The sequence below is a fragment of the Aeromicrobium fastidiosum genome, from assembly GCF_017876595.1.
GTDB classification, from domain to species: domain Bacteria; phylum Actinomycetota; class Actinomycetes; order Propionibacteriales; family Nocardioidaceae; genus Aeromicrobium; species Aeromicrobium fastidiosum.
On sequence record NZ_JAGIOG010000001.1, the window covers coordinates 2,517,472 to 2,533,716 of the forward strand.

General features: G+C 69.8%; 13 protein-coding genes. 12 read left to right on the top strand and 1 reads right to left on the bottom strand.

What is annotated here, in order from left to right; all coding sequences use genetic code 11:
• Positions 1–115: 115 nt before the first annotated feature.
• The 10 genes from JOF40_RS12475 (at position 116) to JOF40_RS12520 (ending at position 12,503) form a co-directional block, all read left to right on the top strand.
• Entirely contained in the window at positions 116–1,045 is a 930-nt protein-coding gene (locus JOF40_RS12475; protein ID WP_129185960.1) for an ABC transporter permease, read from the top strand.
• On the top strand, positions 1,038–2,009 hold the full coding sequence (locus JOF40_RS12480) for an ABC transporter permease (protein ID WP_129185959.1): 972 nt from the start codon (positions 1,038–1,040) through the stop codon (positions 2,007–2,009). The genes JOF40_RS12475 and JOF40_RS12480 overlap by 8 nt, the downstream gene beginning before the upstream one ends.
• Positions 2,006–3,733, top strand: a complete 1,728-nt coding sequence (locus JOF40_RS12485) for a dipeptide ABC transporter ATP-binding protein (protein ID WP_129185958.1) — start codon at positions 2,006–2,008, stop codon at positions 3,731–3,733. Before JOF40_RS12480 ends, JOF40_RS12485 begins: the two co-directional genes overlap by 4 nt.
• Positions 3,734–3,925: 192 nt before the next feature.
• Positions 3,926–4,600 (top strand): DnaE2-dependent mutagenesis accessory factor ImuA', encoded by a 675-nt coding sequence (gene imuA' / locus JOF40_RS12490; RefSeq protein WP_246153048.1) that lies wholly within the window; start codon positions 3,926–3,928, stop codon positions 4,598–4,600.
• On the top strand, positions 4,600–6,114 hold the full coding sequence (locus JOF40_RS12495) for a DNA polymerase Y family protein (protein ID WP_307800769.1): 1,515 nt from the start codon (positions 4,600–4,602) through the stop codon (positions 6,112–6,114). The genes imuA' and JOF40_RS12495 overlap by 1 nt, the downstream gene beginning before the upstream one ends.
• Positions 6,115–6,237: 123 nt before the next feature.
• Complete coding sequence (locus JOF40_RS12500) at positions 6,238–9,639, top strand: error-prone DNA polymerase (RefSeq protein WP_129185956.1); 3,402 nt, start codon at positions 6,238–6,240, stop codon at positions 9,637–9,639.
• A gap of 78 nt (positions 9,640–9,717) precedes the next feature.
• Positions 9,718–10,008, top strand: a complete 291-nt coding sequence (locus tag JOF40_RS12505) for a hypothetical protein (RefSeq protein WP_129185955.1) — start codon at positions 9,718–9,720, stop codon at positions 10,006–10,008.
• The gene (locus JOF40_RS12510) at positions 10,005–11,132 is read left to right on the top strand and encodes a putative T7SS-secreted protein (RefSeq protein WP_129185954.1); all 1,128 of its coding nucleotides are present in this window, start codon (positions 10,005–10,007) and stop codon (positions 11,130–11,132) included. Before JOF40_RS12505 ends, JOF40_RS12510 begins: the two co-directional genes overlap by 4 nt.
• On the top strand, positions 11,129–11,902 hold the full coding sequence (locus JOF40_RS12515; protein ID WP_129185953.1) for a hypothetical protein: 774 nt from the start codon (positions 11,129–11,131) through the stop codon (positions 11,900–11,902). Before JOF40_RS12510 ends, JOF40_RS12515 begins: the two co-directional genes overlap by 4 nt.
• Entirely contained in the window at positions 11,883–12,503 is a 621-nt protein-coding gene (locus tag JOF40_RS12520; protein ID WP_129185952.1) for a hypothetical protein, read from the top strand. Before JOF40_RS12515 ends, JOF40_RS12520 begins: the two co-directional genes overlap by 20 nt.
• A gap of 25 nt (positions 12,504–12,528) precedes the next feature.
• On the opposite strand, the gene JOF40_RS12525 is transcribed toward JOF40_RS12520, so the two are convergent.
• Positions 12,529–14,034 (bottom strand): ATP-dependent DNA ligase, encoded by a 1,506-nt coding sequence (locus JOF40_RS12525; protein ID WP_129185951.1) that lies wholly within the window; start codon positions 14,032–14,034, stop codon positions 12,529–12,531.
• Between the two features lie 262 nt (positions 14,035–14,296).
• Here JOF40_RS12525 and JOF40_RS12530 point away from each other — a divergent pair, with 262 nt between their 5' ends.
• A complete protein-coding gene (locus JOF40_RS12530; RefSeq protein ID WP_129185950.1) occupies positions 14,297–14,986 on the top strand; it encodes an NUDIX hydrolase in 690 nt (229 codons plus the stop codon).
• Positions 14,983–16,239 (top strand): quinolinate synthase NadA, encoded by a 1,257-nt coding sequence (gene nadA / locus JOF40_RS12535; protein WP_129185949.1) that lies wholly within the window; start codon positions 14,983–14,985, stop codon positions 16,237–16,239. Before JOF40_RS12530 ends, nadA begins: the two co-directional genes overlap by 4 nt.
• The last annotated feature ends 6 nt before the right edge of the window (positions 16,240–16,245 follow it).

The following is a 16,245-nucleotide window of genomic DNA, read 5'->3' on the forward strand; positions in this document are numbered from 1 at the left end:
GGGGCAGCCCTTCACGGGGCTGCCCCCGTGCGCTGTGTGGTCCCAAGGTGCACCATTGCCCTTGGGTCAGCGGCAATGCTCCAGTCCCATCTCTTCGACATCTCAGGAGGCTCCTGTGTGGTGGTACGTCGTCAAGCGGCTGCTCCAGGCCATCCCAGTCTTTCTCGGGGCCACGCTGATCATCTTCATCCTGACGAAGCTGCGTCCGGGTGACCCCATCCTCGGCCTCACCGGCAACAAGCCCGTCTCGCCCGAAGTCCGGCAGGCTCTGCGTGACCAGTTCCACCTCGATGACTTCATCGGTCTTCAGTGGCTGTACTTCATCAAGGACGTCGTGACGTTCAACCCCAACTTCGTGGGGCTCGACGGCCAGCCGATCTTCGACAAGATCAGCAATGCGCTTCCCGTCACAGCGACGCTCGCTGTCATGGCACTGGCGATGGACGCGGTCATCGGCATCGTGGTCGGCACCATCGCCGGTCTGCGACGCAACGGCTGGTTCGACTCCGTCACGCTGGTTCTCTCGCTGATCCTGCTGTCGGTCCCGATCTTCGTCGTCGGATTCGTGCTGCAGTTCCTGCTGGGAGTGAAGTTCACGGTGTTCCCGGCCACGGTCCCGGTCGACTGGTCCATCGGTGACCTCGTGCTGCCGGCGTTCGTGCTGGCGATCGCCAACATCGCGACGACGACCCGTCTCACCCGCACCTCGGTGGCCAACAACCTCACGGCCGACCACGTGCGCACGGCCAGGGCCAAGGGCCTCAGTGGAGGGCTCGTGGTCCGCAACCACGTGCTGCGCAACTCCCTGGTGCCCGTCGTGACGTACATCGGCATCAACCTCGGCTCGCTGATGGCCGGTGCCATCATCACCGAGGGCATCTTCAACGTCCAGGGCATCGGCAACCTCGCCTTCGGCGCGGTCAGTCGCGGCGACACCCCGTTGACCGTCTCCGTCGTCGCGGTCATGGTCATGCTCTACGTGATGATGAGCCTGGTCGTCGACCTCCTGTACGCCGTTCTCGACCCGAGGATCCGCTATGCATGACACATATCCCGGCCAGGAGCGGTTCGTGGCCCCGCTCGACGAGACCCCGCTGCGTGCCATCGACGCCGTCGACGTCGACGCGGTGCCCGAGAGCCAGTGGCGCGAGGCGTGGAAGCGTCTGCGCAAGTCGCCGCTGTTCTGGCTGTCTGCCCTGATCATCCTGGTGCTCGCCGTCATGGTCGCCTTCCCGGGGCTGTTCACGAGCGCCGATCCCAACCAGGCCTCGCTCGACAAGCAGTTCGCGCCGGCCAGCGAGGGGCACCCCTTCGGTTACAACTTCCAGGGTGCCGACATCTGGGCCCGCACGGTCTACGGTGCACGGGCCTCGGTCGCGGTCGGCGTGATCGCGACTGTCGTCACGGTCATCCTGGGCATCGTGACCGGCGCGATCGCCGGCTTCTTCGGTGGCATCACCGACACCGTGATGTCGCGTCTGAGTGACATCTTCTTCTCGATCCCAGTGTTGCTGGGCGGCATCGTGATCATCTCGGTGATCAACAACCTGTACCCCAACCGTGGGTTCTGGGGGTCGGTGCTGGCCGTCGTGCTGGCACTCGCGGTCTTCGCATGGCCGCAGATCACGCGGCAGATGCGTGGCGCGGTGCTGGAGGTCAAGAATCTCGAGTTCGTCGACGCGGCCACCGCCATCGGGGCGTCGAAGGTCACCAATCTGCGTCGCCACATCGTCCCCAACGCCCTGTCCCCGGTCATCGTGTCCGCCACGATCATGCTCGGCGTGTTCATCGTCTCGGAGTCGGCGCTGTCGTTCCTCGGCATCGGCCTGCCGCAGAGCATCGTGTCGTGGGGCAACGACCTGTCCGACGCTCAGACTCTCGTCCGTTCAGGTCAGCACCTGGTCGTCATGTGGGTGCCCGCGACGGCGCTGGCCATCACCGTGCTCGGATTCGTCCTGCTGGGCGAGGCCGTGCGCGAAGCACTCGACCCGAAGGCGAGGAAGTCATGACCACGCAGCCGCTGGGCTCAGCGCCCCTTCTCGAGATCAAGGACCTGCGGGTCGGGTTCAGGGTCGACAAGAAGAAGGTCCTCACCGCGGTCGACGGTGCCAACCTGAGCATCTATCCCGGCCAGACCATCGCGATCGTCGGCGAGTCCGGCTCGGGCAAGTCGACCCTGGCTCACGCCGTCATCGACCTGCTGCCCGGCTCGGGGCACATCATGTCGGGCCAGATCCTGTTCGAGGGTCATGACATCTCCCACGCCGATCGCAAGGCGATGATGGCACTGCGCGGATCGTCGATCGGTCTGGTGCCGCAGGATCCCATGTCCAATCTCAACCCGCTCTGGAAGGTGGGTCGCCAGATCAAGGAGTCGCTGGTCGCCAACGACATCGCGACGGGCGATGCTGCCGACAAGCGGGTCGTCGAGCTGTTGGAGGAGGCCGGGCTTCCCGATGCCGAGCGACGGGCGAGGCAGTATCCGCACGAGTTCTCCGGAGGCATGCGTCAGTGCGCCCTGATCGCCATGGGGCTGGCCGCACGGCCCAAGCTGCTCATCGCGGACGAGCCGACGTCGGCGCTGGACGTCACGGTGCAGAAGCAGATCCTCGACCACCTCGACACCTTGACCGACACGCTCGGCGTCGCGGTCATGCTGATCACGCACGACCTGGGGTTGGCTGCCGAGCGAGCCGATCACCTGGTGGTCATGTACCGCGGCAAGATCGTGGAGTCCGGCCCGGCCCGCGAGATCCTGCAGGATCCCCAGCATCCCTACACCAAGCGCCTCGTGTCGCATGCGCCCTCGTTGGCCTCGCAGAGGTTGTCATCGGTTAGCGCTCGGGCCGAGGTGCGCGAGCAGGCGGTCCAGACGGCTGCCGAGATCGCGGCCGAGGTGGCCGTGAGCGAGACGGCCCTGGGGGAGGGGCGCGACGACATCCTGGTCGCCGAGAACCTCACCAAGGTGTTCACGCTCCGGGGTGCCAAGCCGTGGGACAAGATCGATTTCGCAGCCGTCGAGGACGTCTCGTTCCGCCTGCGTCGCGGCACCACCACGGCCATCGTGGGGGAGTCGGGCTCCGGCAAGTCCACGGTGGCTCGCATGGTGCTGGACCTGTTGCCCCCCACGTCCGGCAACGTGATCTTCGACGGCAAGAACGTGCGCGAGCTCAAGGGGCGGGCCGAGCACCTGAGGCTTCGTCGTCAGATGCAGCCGGTCTTCCAGAACCCGTACGCCTCGCTGGATCCGTTGTACTCCATCTACCAGTCGATCGAGGAGCCGCTGCGCACGCATGGCATCGGCACCAAGAAGGAGCGCGAGGCCAAGGTCCGCGACCTGCTCGACAAGGTCTCGCTGCCGACGACCGTCATGTCGCGCTATCCGGGTGAGCTCTCGGGCGGTCAGCGTCAGCGCGTGGCGATCGCCCGGGCCCTGGCCCTCGACCCTGAGGTCGTGATCTGCGACGAGGCCGTTTCGGCGCTCGACGTCCTGGTGCAGGCGCAGATCCTCGAGCTGCTCAACGACCTGCAGGCCGAGCTCGGGCTCAGCTATCTGTTCATCACCCACGACCTCGCGGTCGTGCGGCAGATCGCCGACGACGTCCTGGTCATGCAGAACGGCAAGGTCGTCGAGGCCGCGCCGGTCTCGCAGGTGTTCGACAACCCGGCCGAGGAGTACACGCGTCGTCTGCTCGACGCGATCCCCGGAGGCTCGATCCGCCTCGGCGCCTGACCGCTCCGGATTCCGCGAGGCATCCCGCGAGTGGTGCAGTCTGGTCTTCTTGAGACGGCGTGTCTGACCAGATTGCGCCACTCGCGCACCGGAATGCGCCACTCGCGGGCCCGGTGACGAGGGGCTGTCCGCCCCCTGGGACGAGGCCGCCACGAGATTGACTCGTTCGAACAGATGTTCGATCATGGACGGGTGAACGTCGCCGCCCCCACCCTCAGCGAGCTGCGGGCGAGGGTCGACCAGATGCAGGGTCGGCCCGCCGCCCAGCCGGTCGCCACGCACCCTGCCTTCGCAGGCCTGCTGCAGCTGCAGGCGGGGTCGACCTACTCGGTCGACTCAATGAGCCTGGCGGTCGCGCTCATGGCCGGTCCGTCGGCCGACGGGGCGTGGTGCGGGGTCGTGGGCACTGCCGAGCTGGGGCTCGAGGCCGCTGCCGCCGCGGGCGTCGAGCTGCGTCGCACGATCCTGGTGCCCGATCCGGGCGAGGCGTGGCTCGAGGTCACCGCGGCGCTGATCGACGTCCTGGGGGTCGTGGTCTTGCGAGCCCCGGCCCACGTGGCAGCCAAGGACGTCAGCCGCATCGCCGCCCGGCTGCGGCAGCGCGGAGGCATCCTGATCGCCCACGGCGACTGGCCCCGCAGCGAGGCCCGGCTCTCGATGTGCGACGTCGAGTGGGTCGGCGTTGGCAGGGGCCACGGCCACCTGCAGGCACGACGCGCCACGGTCGAGGTGCGTCGTGGGGGAGCCGCCCCGGCCCGCCGCCGGCAGCTGTGGATGCCCGACGCCGACCAGGCCATCCGGCAGGTCGAGGACGTCGCCGCGTCCACATCGTCCGACGCCCCGACGCACCTGCGGAGCGTGTCGTAGTGAGCCGCACGATGGTGCTGTGGGCACCCGACTGGCCGATCGTCGCGGTCGGCGGCCCGGCCTCCGTCCCGGCCGCGGTGCTCGACAAGGGGTCGGTGCTGGCCTGCTCGCAGGCGGCCCGCGCCGAGGGCGTCCGCCGGGGCATGCGGCGGCGTGACGCCCAGTCGCGGTGCCCCGAGCTGGTGCTGCACGAGCACCACCCCGACGTCGACGCCCGGGCCTTCGAGGCGGTGCTCACCGCGATCGAGCAGCTCAGCCCCGGGGTCGCCCCGCTGCGTCCGGGCCTGTGCGCGCTCGAGGTGCCGGCCAGGTTCTACGGCGGCGAGGCCGAGGCGGCAGCGGTCATCGCCGAGCGGCTCGTCGAGCTGGGGGTGTGGGACGTGCGCGCCGGCATCGCCGACGGCCTGTTCGCCGCCGAGCAGGCCGCCCGCCGGGCCCTCGCGCAGGACAGCATCGTGGTGCCCGAGCGGGGGTCAGGGCAGTTCCTGCGCGACCTGCCCATCGAGGCGCTCGACGATGCGTCGCTGGTCGGCCTGCTGCGGCGCATGGGGCTGCTGACCCTGGGAGACTTCGCCTCGCTGCCACCGGCCGACGTCCACACCCGGTTCGGCACGCACGGGGCGCTGCTGCACCGCCTGGCGCGCGGGCTCGATCCGCAGCTCATCAGCCGTCGGCAGGTGCCGCCGGAGTTCGACGCCACGCTGCTGCTCGAGCCGCCTCTCGACAACGTCGAGCCGATCGCGTTCAGCCTGCGCACGACGGCGGAGGCCTTCGTCGCCGATCTGGCCGATCACGGCCTGGTCTGCACGACGGTGCTGATCGAGGTCGACGCCGACGGCTCGCTCGCCACCTCGAGACGGTGGATGCACCCGCGCTGGTTCGGGCCCACCGACCTGGTCGACCGGGTCCGCTGGCAGCTGGGTGTCGACGGTGCCATCCGCGCGCCCGTCGACGCCGTGCGGCTGATCCCCGAGGTCACCGAGCCGCTGGGCGATCACGCCGACAGCCTCTTCGGCGGTGGCCCCGACGAGCGCGTCGAGCGGGGGGTCGCGCGGGTGCAGAGCATCGTCGGTCACGAGGCGGTCGTCTCGGTGACGGTGCAGGGAGGACGCGGACCGGGGGAGCGACGGCTGCTCACGCCGTGGGGCGAGCGGCCCGTGCCTGCTCGGTCGGCCCGGCAGCCCTGGCCCGGCAGCCTGCCGGCCCCGGCACCGGCACCTGCGACGGTCTACAGCGAGCCACAGCAGGCCATGGTGGTCGGTGCCGAGGGGCAGTCGATCGGGGTCACCGGTCGCGGCATGGTGACCGGCGAGCCCGCCCGCTTCCGCGCCGCTGCCGACCAGGCCTGGCAGCCCGTCGCGTCGTGGGCCGGGCCGTGGCCGGTCGACGACCAGTGGTGGGACGAGGCCGCGAGCCGTCGACTGGCCCGCTTCCAGGTCGTCGGCGTCGACGGCAGCGCGTTCCTGATGATCGTCGAGGGCGGTCACTGGTGGACGGAGGCCCGCTATGACTGACTCCCCGGCCCGCCGAGTGGCGCATTCTCGCGATTCCGAGACGGCGTGTTGCGCGAGTCTGCGCCACTCGCGACCCCATCTGCGCCACTCGCGCCCACGACTGCGCCACTCGGCGGTCGCCTGATGGGCTGGAACAATCCCGACGTCCCGTGGGCCGAGCTCGAGCGCCGGCTCTCGGGCCGTCCGGCCCCCGACGGGGGCGACGCGCCGGGTTGGTCGCGCAAGCGCCGCAAGACCGGACCGCGCGAGATCGAGGGCCCCGACGGTCCGGTCGTCCCCTACGCCGAGCTGCACTGCCACACGCACTTCAGCTTCCTCGACGGGGCCAGCGGACCCGATGCCCTCGTCGAGGAGGCGATCGGGCTGGGGCTCGACGGTCTCGCGATCACCGATCACGACGGCTTCTACGGTGCCCCCCGGTTCGCCGAGGAAGCGGCCAAGTACCCCGAGCACGACCTGCAAACGGTCTACGGGGCCGAGCTGTCGCTGGGTCTGCGCACTCCGCAGAACGGGGTGGCCGATCCCGAGGGCAGCCACCTGCTGGTGCTGGCCCGCGGCGTCGAGGGCTACCACCGATTGGCCGCCGCGATCACCGATGCCCAGCTGCGCGGCGACGAGAAGGGACGTCCGCTCTACGACCTCGACGAGCTCGCCGACCGGGGCCGCGACCACTGGGTCGTCCTGACCGGGTGCCGCAAGGGCCACGTGCGCCAGGCGCTCGCCGCGGGCGGACGCCCTGCCGCCGCCGAGGCGCTCGACGTGCTGACTCAGCGCTTCGGCATCGACGGCGTCGGCGTCGAGCTGATCGACCACGGCTTTCCGGTCGACAGTGCCGCCAACGACGCCCTCGCCGATCTCGCCCGCGACCACGGCCTGGCGACAGTGGCCACCAACAACGTCCACTTCGCGCAGCCTGCCCAGGGACGGCTCGCGGCCGCGACCGCGGCCGTCCGCGCGCGACGCAGCCTGGCCGACATGGACGGCTGGCTGCCCGCGACGGGCGCGGCGCACCTACGGTCGGGGGTCGAGATGCAGCAGCTGTTCCGCCGGTATCCCGGAGCCGTCGCGCGCACCGTCCCCCTGGCGCACGAGCTGGCCTTCGACCTGCGCGCCGCGACCCCGCAGCTGCCGAAGCGCGGTATCCCCGACGGGCACACGGCCATGAGCTGGCTGCGGGTGCTGGCCGAGAGGGGCATCCAGAAGCGCTACGCCCACAACCAGACGGCCGCCCGTGAGCGCATCGAGCGCGAGCTCGCGGTCATCGAGGAGAAGGACTTCCCGGGCTACTTCCTGATCGTCCACGACATCGTGAAGTTCGCCCGGTCGCAGGGCATCCTGTGCCAGGGTCGCGGCTCGTCGGCCAACTCCGCGCTCTGCTACGCCCTCGAGATCACCGCGATCGACTCGATCTTCTTCAACCTGCCGTTCGAGCGCTTCCTCGCCACGACCCGCGAGGAGGAGCCCGACATCGACGTCGACTTCGACTCCGACCGTCGCGAGGAGGTCATCCAGTGGGTCTACGACACCTACGGACGCCGCAACGCCGCGCAGGTCGCCAATGTCATCAGCTACCGTCCGCGCTCGGCGATCCGCGACGCCGCCAAGGCGCTGGGGCACTCGGTGGGCCAGCAGGACGCCTGGTCCAAGCAGATCGACGGCTGGGGACCGCTGGGCAGCGAGGACGTCGAGGGCGTCCCGGCACCCGTCACGTCCCTGGCCCGGCAGATGATGACCGCGCCCCGCCACCTCGGCATCCACTCCGGCGGCATGATCCTGACCGAGCGGCCGATCGGCGAGGTCTGCCCCATCGAGCGCGGACGCATGGACAAGCGCACGGTCCTGCAGTGGGACAAGGACGCGTGCGAGTTCATGGGCCTGGTCAAGTTCGACCTGCTGGGTCTCGGCATGCTCGGCGCGCTCGACCACACGATGCGCATCGTGGCCGAGCACCTCGACGAGCACTGGGACCTCGACTCGATGCCCAAGGAGGAGGCAGGCGTCTACGACATGCTGTGCCGGGCCGACTCGATCGGGGTCTTCCAGGTCGAGAGCCGGGCGCAGATCGGCACGCTGCCCCGGCTGCAGCCGCGGCGGGCGTACGACCTGGCGATCGAGATCGCCCTCATCCGTCCCGGGCCCATCCAGGGCGGTGCGGTGCACCCCTACATCCGCCGGGCCATGGGCAAGGAGACCGTCACCTACCCGCACCCCATCCTGCAGCCGGTGCTCGAGCGCACGCTGGGCGTCCCGCTGTTCCAGGAGCAGTTGATGCAGATGGCCATCGCGATCGGCGACTGCACGGGTGACGAGGCCGATCTGCTGCGGCGCGCCATGGGGTCCAAGCGAGGCATCGAGCGCATCGAGTCGCTGGAGGACAAGCTCTTCGCCGGCATGGCGAGCCACGGCCTGACGCCCGAGGAGTCCGACGAGATCTATCTCAAGATCAGGTCGTTCGCCAACTTCGGCTTCGCCGAGAGCCATGCCCTGAGCTTCTCGCTGCTGGTCTACGCCAGCTCGTGGCTCAAGCTGCACTACCCGGGTGCCTTCCTGGCGGCGCTGCTGCGCAACCAGCCGATGGGGTTCTACTCACCCCAGTCGCTCACGACCGACGCGCGCCGGCACGGTGTGGAGGTCCTGCGTCCCGACATCGTCGTCTCGGGGGCGCAGGTCGATCTCGAGGCCCTCGACGGTCGTGGGGGACCGACCGGACGCGATGCGTGCCTCGACCGTGCGCAGCCCCCCGTGCCGCGATTCGTCCGCGGCACCCCCGACCCGACGCCGGAGCACCGGCGCGACGGACGGTTCGCGGTGCGGCTCGGCCTCGACGAGGTGCAGGGCATCGGCAAGGACGTCGCGCAGCGCATCGTCGACGTCCGTGCCGAACGGCCCTTCGCCGACATGTCCGACGTGGCGCGACGCACCGGTCTGTCGGTCGCCCAGATGGAGTCGCTGGCCACAGCGGGAGCCTTCGATGCCTTCGGGGTCACGCGGCGTCAGGCACTCTGGAACGCGGGTTACGTCGAGAGCGCCGACCAGCTGGACGGCACGGCGGTCGTCGCCCCTCCGCCGATGCTGCCGGGCATGAGCGACGTCGAGATCACGATGGCCGATCTCTGGGCGACCCGCATCTCGCCCGAGACCCACCCCATCGAGCACCTGCGACCCCTGCTGATCAGCGAGGGCATCCTCTCGGTGTCGGACATCGCGACCGCCGAGGCCCGCCGGCGGGTCAAGGTCGCCGGGCTCATCACGCACCGCCAGCGCCCCGCGACGGCGTCGGGCATCACGTTCCTCAACCTCGAGGACGAGACCGGCATGGTCAACGTCGTGTGCTCGCAGGCGCTCTGGACCCGCTACCGCGTCGTGGCCCGCAGCTCCGCGGGCATGGTCATCCGCGGCATCCTCGAGCGCAGCCCCGAGGGGGTCGTCAACCTCGTGGCCGACAAGCTCATGCGCATCGAGGAGGTCTACCCGCAGGCCGCGCGGGCCATCCCGCCCAAGCACCGGGGCCGCGACTTCCAGTGAGTCGTCCCGACCAGATGACGGATGATCTGGATGTTGCTAGCGTGCTCTCAGATTGTTCGTGAGCGCCGGGGGGCAGACGTGGCAGATCTCTACATCGACATGGATGGGCTGGCCCGCACGCGGGACGACATCGACCGCATCGGCGACCTGATGAAGGACCCGGTGGGCCGGATGTCCGACAAGGCAGGTGCTGCCACCAGCATCGAAGAGCTCCGGTCGAAGTTGCAGGCCTTCGGCGACGAGTGGGACTACGGCATCGGCCGCCTGGAGAAGTACGCCAAGGGCGTCAGCGAGTCGCTCGAGCACATCCGCAAGACGTTCGCCGACCTCGACCAGCAGCTGGCGGACGTGCTCAAGGACCAGAAGTGAACGCCGTCCGCGACTACCCGCACCTCGGGTTCGACCCGGTGGGTAGCGACGAACGCACGAGCGACGAGATCAGTCGCGATCTGCGGGCCACCGTCAACCGCCTCGCCGAGGTCGACGACGTGCTCAGGGGCTCGGGCCAGCAGGACTGGCAAGGACGAACGGCCGACGCGTTCCGCGCATCGGTCGACGAAGAGCTGCGCCCCCGCGTGCACGACGCCCACCTCAGCTTCGCCACCGCGAGCCGAGCATTCGACGGGTTCGCCGCACAGCTCCCGGGCTGGCGCCGCCAGGCAGATGCGCTGGAGGTCGAAGCCGAGGCGGCCACGAAACGGGTCGAAGCCGCAACCACGAAGCTCGACGGCCTCACGAAGCCAGAAGACGACGCCGACTCGGCAGCCAAGAGCTCCTACGACGACGATCTCGCCGCGGCCAAGACCTCGATGAGCTCGTCGCGGGCCGAGCTGGCTGACATCTTGCGCCGGGCCAACGCCTTGCGCACCGACGTCGAAGAGGTCGCCCGTGGTGTGGCGAGGGCCTTCAGCACCGCGATGGACCTCGCTCCCGACGAGCCCGGTCTGTGGGGCAAAGCGAAGGACCTCGCGTCGGACGTGGGTGACAGGCTCAGCGAGGCCTTCGACTGGTTCATGGAGAACGTCGCCCCGGTTCTCCAGAAGCTCGCCAAGATCGTGGGTGCGGTCGCCACGATCCTGTCCATCGTGTGCTTCGTCGTGGGATTCGTCTTTCCGCCCGCAGCCGCCCTCGGGGCCACGCTTGCGACGGTGGCCAAGGTCGCAAGCCTCGTCGACATCGGCATCCAGGCGCTGCGCGTCGTGCACGGAGAGCCCGGCGCGCTCCAAGGTCTTGTCCTCCAGGGCGCCAGCATGGCCGCCGGCTTCGGACTCGCGCGAGCCATCGGGCCGGTGGCGATGGAGGCTCCGCAGATCCTGCGCAACGGCCTCCTGATGCCTCAGATGGCCGGAGTGAGCGGGTCCATGGGCAGCATGGTGGCGACGCAGGCGATCAAGATCAACCCCGACTTCTTCTCGTCCCTAACCTACTGGGGCTTGACGAGCTTCAAGGACCTCAGCGGGTCGTTCGACACCATCCGCGAGGAGACGAGGTGACGGCCGCCGCAGACACGCCCGCCATGGCCACGGGACTGCCGCCGGGATGGATCGAGCTGGCTGCTTTTCCCGACGAGCGCACCCTGCTCGGATTCCTGGACACGCAGATCGACGCCGACGGCGATCTGTTCACGGCCGAGAACCGAGCGATGTTCGTGCAGGGTTGTCTGCTGGGATACCGGACAGTGCGCGACCAGGGGTGGCTGCATCTGGGCGCCGTCGCCACCTGGCTGCCGGGCGACGACGGTGAGCTGCGGACGACCGTGTGGACCATCGGGGTCGGACTCCTGCCGGTCCCGTCGTTCGGCGACGTCAACCCCGTCGGCGTCGCCGAGCGGGTGCTGGGCAGTCGCGGTGACGTGGGGCAGATCGAGCCCTTCGAGCTCGTCGACGGCCGCGAGGGCATCGTCATCGGTGCCACCACGTCGGTGGACGTCTCCGATCTCGACTTCGACCCCGTCGAGCTCATGCCGCACCTGCGCCCCGACGAGCTCGGCGTCTACATCGTGGTGCTGCCCATGAAGGACCTGCCGACGCACCTGGGTGTCACTGTCGGCATCGCACCGAACGTCGCGGAGCGGACGCCGATGTCCGTGGTCGCGTCGCAGATGGCCACCAGTCTGCAGAGACTCGACGGTGCCGACGAGCTGCCTGCCGACCTCGTTTTGGTCGACACGACGCGTACTGTTCGTCCCGAAGGCTTCATGCCCGGAACCGCCGACAAGTCCGACCACGGGAAGGCCGACGACGTTGTCACTGCTGATCTCTGACGAGGCGCTTGCGCTGATCGAGGCGGCCGGGTCCGACCCCGCGGAACGGTTCCATCACCGCAGGGCGGCCGCTCGCCTCGACGACGAGTTCGGGAGTCCCCGCCGGTTCGGGCTCGGCCTCGGGAGCCTTGTCGGCATCGTCGTGGCCGGGTTCGTGCTGGGCCTCGGTGTCGAGTCGATCGGTGACGACGGCGCGCTGGCCCTGCTGGGCCTCGCGGCTGGTCTGGCGATCGGTGCGCCGAGCGTCTGGCTGGGGATCATGGTGGTCCGGGCGGGTGATCGGGTCCGTCGCGCCTACGCGCGGTGGGTGGCCGACGACGCGTTCGGCTCGCCCGGCCGCGGCTCGATGGTGACGCGGCTGTTCTCGGGTCGCAACATCGTGCGATCCGCTCTTGCGGCCTTCGCGCTGATCGTCGCTGTCTTCGCGTGGTCGTGCTTCGGCCTCGCTCTGGCCCCGTCCGACCTCGCCGACCTCCGGCTCGCGTTCGCGACGATGAGCCTGATCTGGGCCGTGGCCTTCACTGCGTCTGCCTATTTCTTGGTCGCGGGCGAGGTGCGCATGGGCTGGGCCCACTCGCAGTCGGTCATCCGGGGACTGTGAGCTCTGCCCGTGCCCGTGCCCGACCTCAGGCCAGGTGGGTCCTGACGTCGGCCAGGGTGTCGGCCTCGGCAGCGGTCTTGTCGTCGCGGTAGCGGACGACGCGGGCGAAGCGCAGCGCGACGCCGCCCGGATAACGGGTCGAGCGCTGCACGCCGTCGAAGGCGATCTCGACGACCTGCTCGGGACGCACCGTCACGACGTGGCCGTCGTCGGATGTCTGCAGCTCGCGGAACCGTTCGGTCTGCCACCGCAGGATCTCGTCGGTCATGCCCTTGAACGTCTTGCCCAGCATCACCAGCTCGCCCGAGTCGGCGTCGCGTGCGCCGAGGTGGATGTTCGACAGCCACTCGCTGCGGCGACCCGAGCCGCGCTCGACCGCCAGCACGACGAGGTCGAGCGTGTGGACGGGCTTGACCTTGACCCACGTCGCGCCGCGGCGACCGGCCGCGTAGGGCGCGGCGAGGCTCTTGACGACGACACCCTCGTGGCCGCGCTCGAGCACCTGCGTCGCAAAGGACTCGGCCTCGACGGGCTCGGACGTGATCAGACGGGGCACGAGGTTGTCGGCCGGGACCAGCGCCTCCAGCATCTCCAGCCGCACGTGCGTCGGCTCGTCGACCAGGTCACGCCCGTCGACGTGGAGCACGTCGAAGAACGACGGGGTGAGGTGGACGCCGGTCGACGACGCTGCACGGGAGGCCGTCTCCTGGAAGGGCCTCGGCCGGCCGTCAGGCCCCAGCGCCAGCACCTCGCCGTCGAGAACGACGTCGTGGCAGGGAAGTGCCCTCGCAACGGCGACGACCTCGGGGTGCCTGGCGGTGACGTCGTCGAGCGACCTGGTCACCACCAGGACGTCGTCGCCGCTGCGGTGCACCTGGATGCGGACGCCGTCGAGCTTGGTGTCGATCGCGACGGTGCCCCCACCGGCCTTGGCCATCGCCTCGGCGACCGTGCTCGCGGACGACGCCAGCATCGGGAGCACGGGCCGTCCGACCTGCAGCACGAACTCCGCGAGGGCATCGGGGTCGCCGGTGAGAGCCGCAGCCGCCACGTCGACCGTGGACCCCGCCATCATCGCGGCTCGTCGCACCGCGGCGACCGGCACGCCGCCCACGACAGCCAGGGCCTCCTGCACCAGCGAGTCGAGCGCCCCCTGGCGCACCTCGCCCGTGACGAGCCCCTTCAGCCACTGCTGCTCGTCGGACGTCGCCCGCCCGAACAGCTCGGCCGTGGCATCGGCACGGGCGCGCTGCGAGCCGGTGCCGGACAGTGCGGCGATCTGCTCGAACGTGTGGTGCACCTCGGACACCGTCAGGCTCGCCTCGTCGGCGGGGGAGGGCAGGTGCTGCAACGACCGCCAGCCCAGCCCGGTGCGCCGCTGGCGCAGGCTGCCGGCGAGGTACGAGGTGACCGTCGTGACGTCTTCAGGGTCCTGGCCGCGCAGCAGCTGGGCGAGCAGCTCGACCTTGGCGAGACGCGAACGGGTCGCGGCGACCGCCCGGGAGGTGGCGACGACGTCGGCGAGGAGCATCTGCCCATCATCGCCGCCGCCACCGACACCCGCACGGCGTTCACGCAGCGACCCGGGTGGCGGTGACCTGGTCGCCCGTCCCGGCACGTGATGGCCGACGGACGCACCGACCGAACCGACGTCGTGCGACTGGCTCACCGCCCGCTGCACCGATGGGCGACCACGTCACCGCTTCAGGACGACCTTAGTGTTGACATGACTTTAAGGTGGGGTTACAGTCGACTTAGAGTCAGACCTACTTTAAGTCCGCGGAAGGTGCCCCATGACGGTCTCGTCGATCGACCAGCGGGTGTCCCTCGCCGTTTCGACCGTGATCTTCGCGCTGCGCCCGCACCCCGAGTCGGGCCTGATGACGCTGTGGCTGCCCCTCGTGCGCCGCATCCGCGAGCCCTACGAAGGCATGTGGGCCCTGCCGGGCGGCCCTCTCGAGGCCGACGAAGACCTCGTCGCCAGCGCGCAGCACACCCTCGAGCGCACGACCGGCCTGGCGCCGCACTACCTCGAGCAGCTCTACGCCTTCGGGCGCGTCGACCGCTCACCCGACGACCGCGTCGTCTCGATCGTGTACTGGGCCCTGGTGCGCCAAGAAGAGGTCGCGCGCGCCGTCGACGGCGAGAACGTCGAGTGGTTCGTCGCCGACGATCTGCCTCAGCTGGCGTTCGACCACGCCCAGATCGTCGACTACGCCCTCGCCCGCCTGCGGGCCAAGATCACGTACACGCCGATCGCCCACGCGTTCCTGCCGCCGGAGTTCACGCTCGCCGACCTGCGCGCCGTCCACGAGGCCGTGCTGCGCACGACGCTCGACCCCGCCAACTTCCGCCGTCAGGCACTCGGCACCAAGACGCTCGTCCCCACCGGCACGTGCCTGCAGGGCACGAGCCACCGTCCACCCGCGCTGTTCCGTTTCGAGGCCGGCGCGCCCTCTCCCGCCCCCGAGGAGCACCGATGAGTTCGGTCAACACCCTGATCGTCGACCAGCCCGCCGCCAGCTGCGACGTCGAGCTGGCCAAGGGACCGTGGGAGTTCGACACCCTCCCCGGCTACGGACCCGGCGCGTCCGAGGACGACGTCATCCCCGAGCCCGTCGTGCGCCCCGGCCAGCTGCCGGCGGCCTACCAGCGCATGAGCCCCGACGAGCTGCACCAGCGCATCGTCGCGGCCAAGCAGACACTCGGCGACAAGCTCGTGATCCTGGGCCACTTCTACCAGCGCGACGAGGTCATCCAGTACGCCGACTTCGTGGGCGACTCGTTCCAGCTCGCCAATGCCGCGCTGACCAAGCCTGACGCCGAGACCATCGTGTTCTGCGGCGTGCACTTCATGGCCGAGACCGCTGACATCCTGGCCCGCCCCGAGCAGAAGGTCATCCTGCCCAACCTCGCGGCGGGATGCTCGATGGCCGACATGGCCGACGAGGACTCCGTCGAGGCGTGCTGGGAGGACCTCATGGACCTCTATGGCTCCGCGCCCGACGCCGACGGGCGCCAGCCCGTCATCCCGGTGACGTACATGAACTCCTCGGCGGCGCTCAAGGCATTCTGCGGACGCAACGGCGGCATCGTCTGCACGTCGTCCAACGCCGCGACGGTGCTCGAGTGGGCCTTCGAGCGCGGCCAGCGCGTGCTGTTCTTCCCCGACCAGCACCTGGGCCGCAACACGGCCAAGGCCATGGGCGTCCCGCTCGACCAGATGCCGATGTGGAACCCGCGCAAGCCGCTCGGCGGCAACACCGAGGCCGAGCTCGCCGATGCCAAGGTCATCCTGTGGCACGGCTTCTGCTCGGTGCACAAGCGCTTCAGCGTCGCGCAGATCGACAAGGCCCGCGCCGAGCACCCCGGGGTCAAGATCATCGTCCACCCCGAGAGCCCCATGCCGGTCGTCGACGCGGCCGACGCCGCCGGCTCCACCGATGCGATCCGCAAGTTCGTCATCGCGTCCGAACCCGGCGACACCATCGCGATCGGCACCGAGATCAACATGGTCAACCGGCTGGCCGCGGAGTTCCTCGACCGGACGATCTTCTGCCTCGACCCCGTCGTGTGCCCGTGCTCGACGATGTACCGCATCCACCCCGGCTACCTCGCGTGGACGCTCGACGGCCTCGTCGCAGGCGAGGTCAACAACCAGATCGTGGTCGCCGACGACGTCGCGACCCACGCCCGCGTCGCGCTCGAGCGCATGCTCGCGGCGCTGCCCAAGTAAGGACCG

Coding starts and splice junctions, on each gene's coding strand:
- JOF40_RS12480 (WP_129185959.1), top strand. CDS start 1,038: ATGCATGACACATATCCCGGCCAGGAGCGGTTCGTGGCCCCGCTCGAC.
- JOF40_RS12485 (WP_129185958.1), top strand. CDS start 2,006: ATGACCACGCAGCCGCTGGGCTCAGCGCCCCTTCTCGAGATCAAGGAC.
- JOF40_RS12500 (WP_129185956.1), top strand. CDS start 6,238: ATGGGCTGGAACAATCCCGACGTCCCGTGGGCCGAGCTCGAGCGCCGG.
- JOF40_RS12525 (WP_129185951.1), bottom strand. CDS start 14,034: ATGCTCCTCGCCGACGTCGTCGCCACCTCCCGGGCGGTCGCCGCGACC.
- JOF40_RS12530 (WP_129185950.1), top strand. CDS start 14,297: ATGACGGTCTCGTCGATCGACCAGCGGGTGTCCCTCGCCGTTTCGACC.
- nadA (WP_129185949.1), top strand. CDS start 14,983: ATGAGTTCGGTCAACACCCTGATCGTCGACCAGCCCGCCGCCAGCTGC.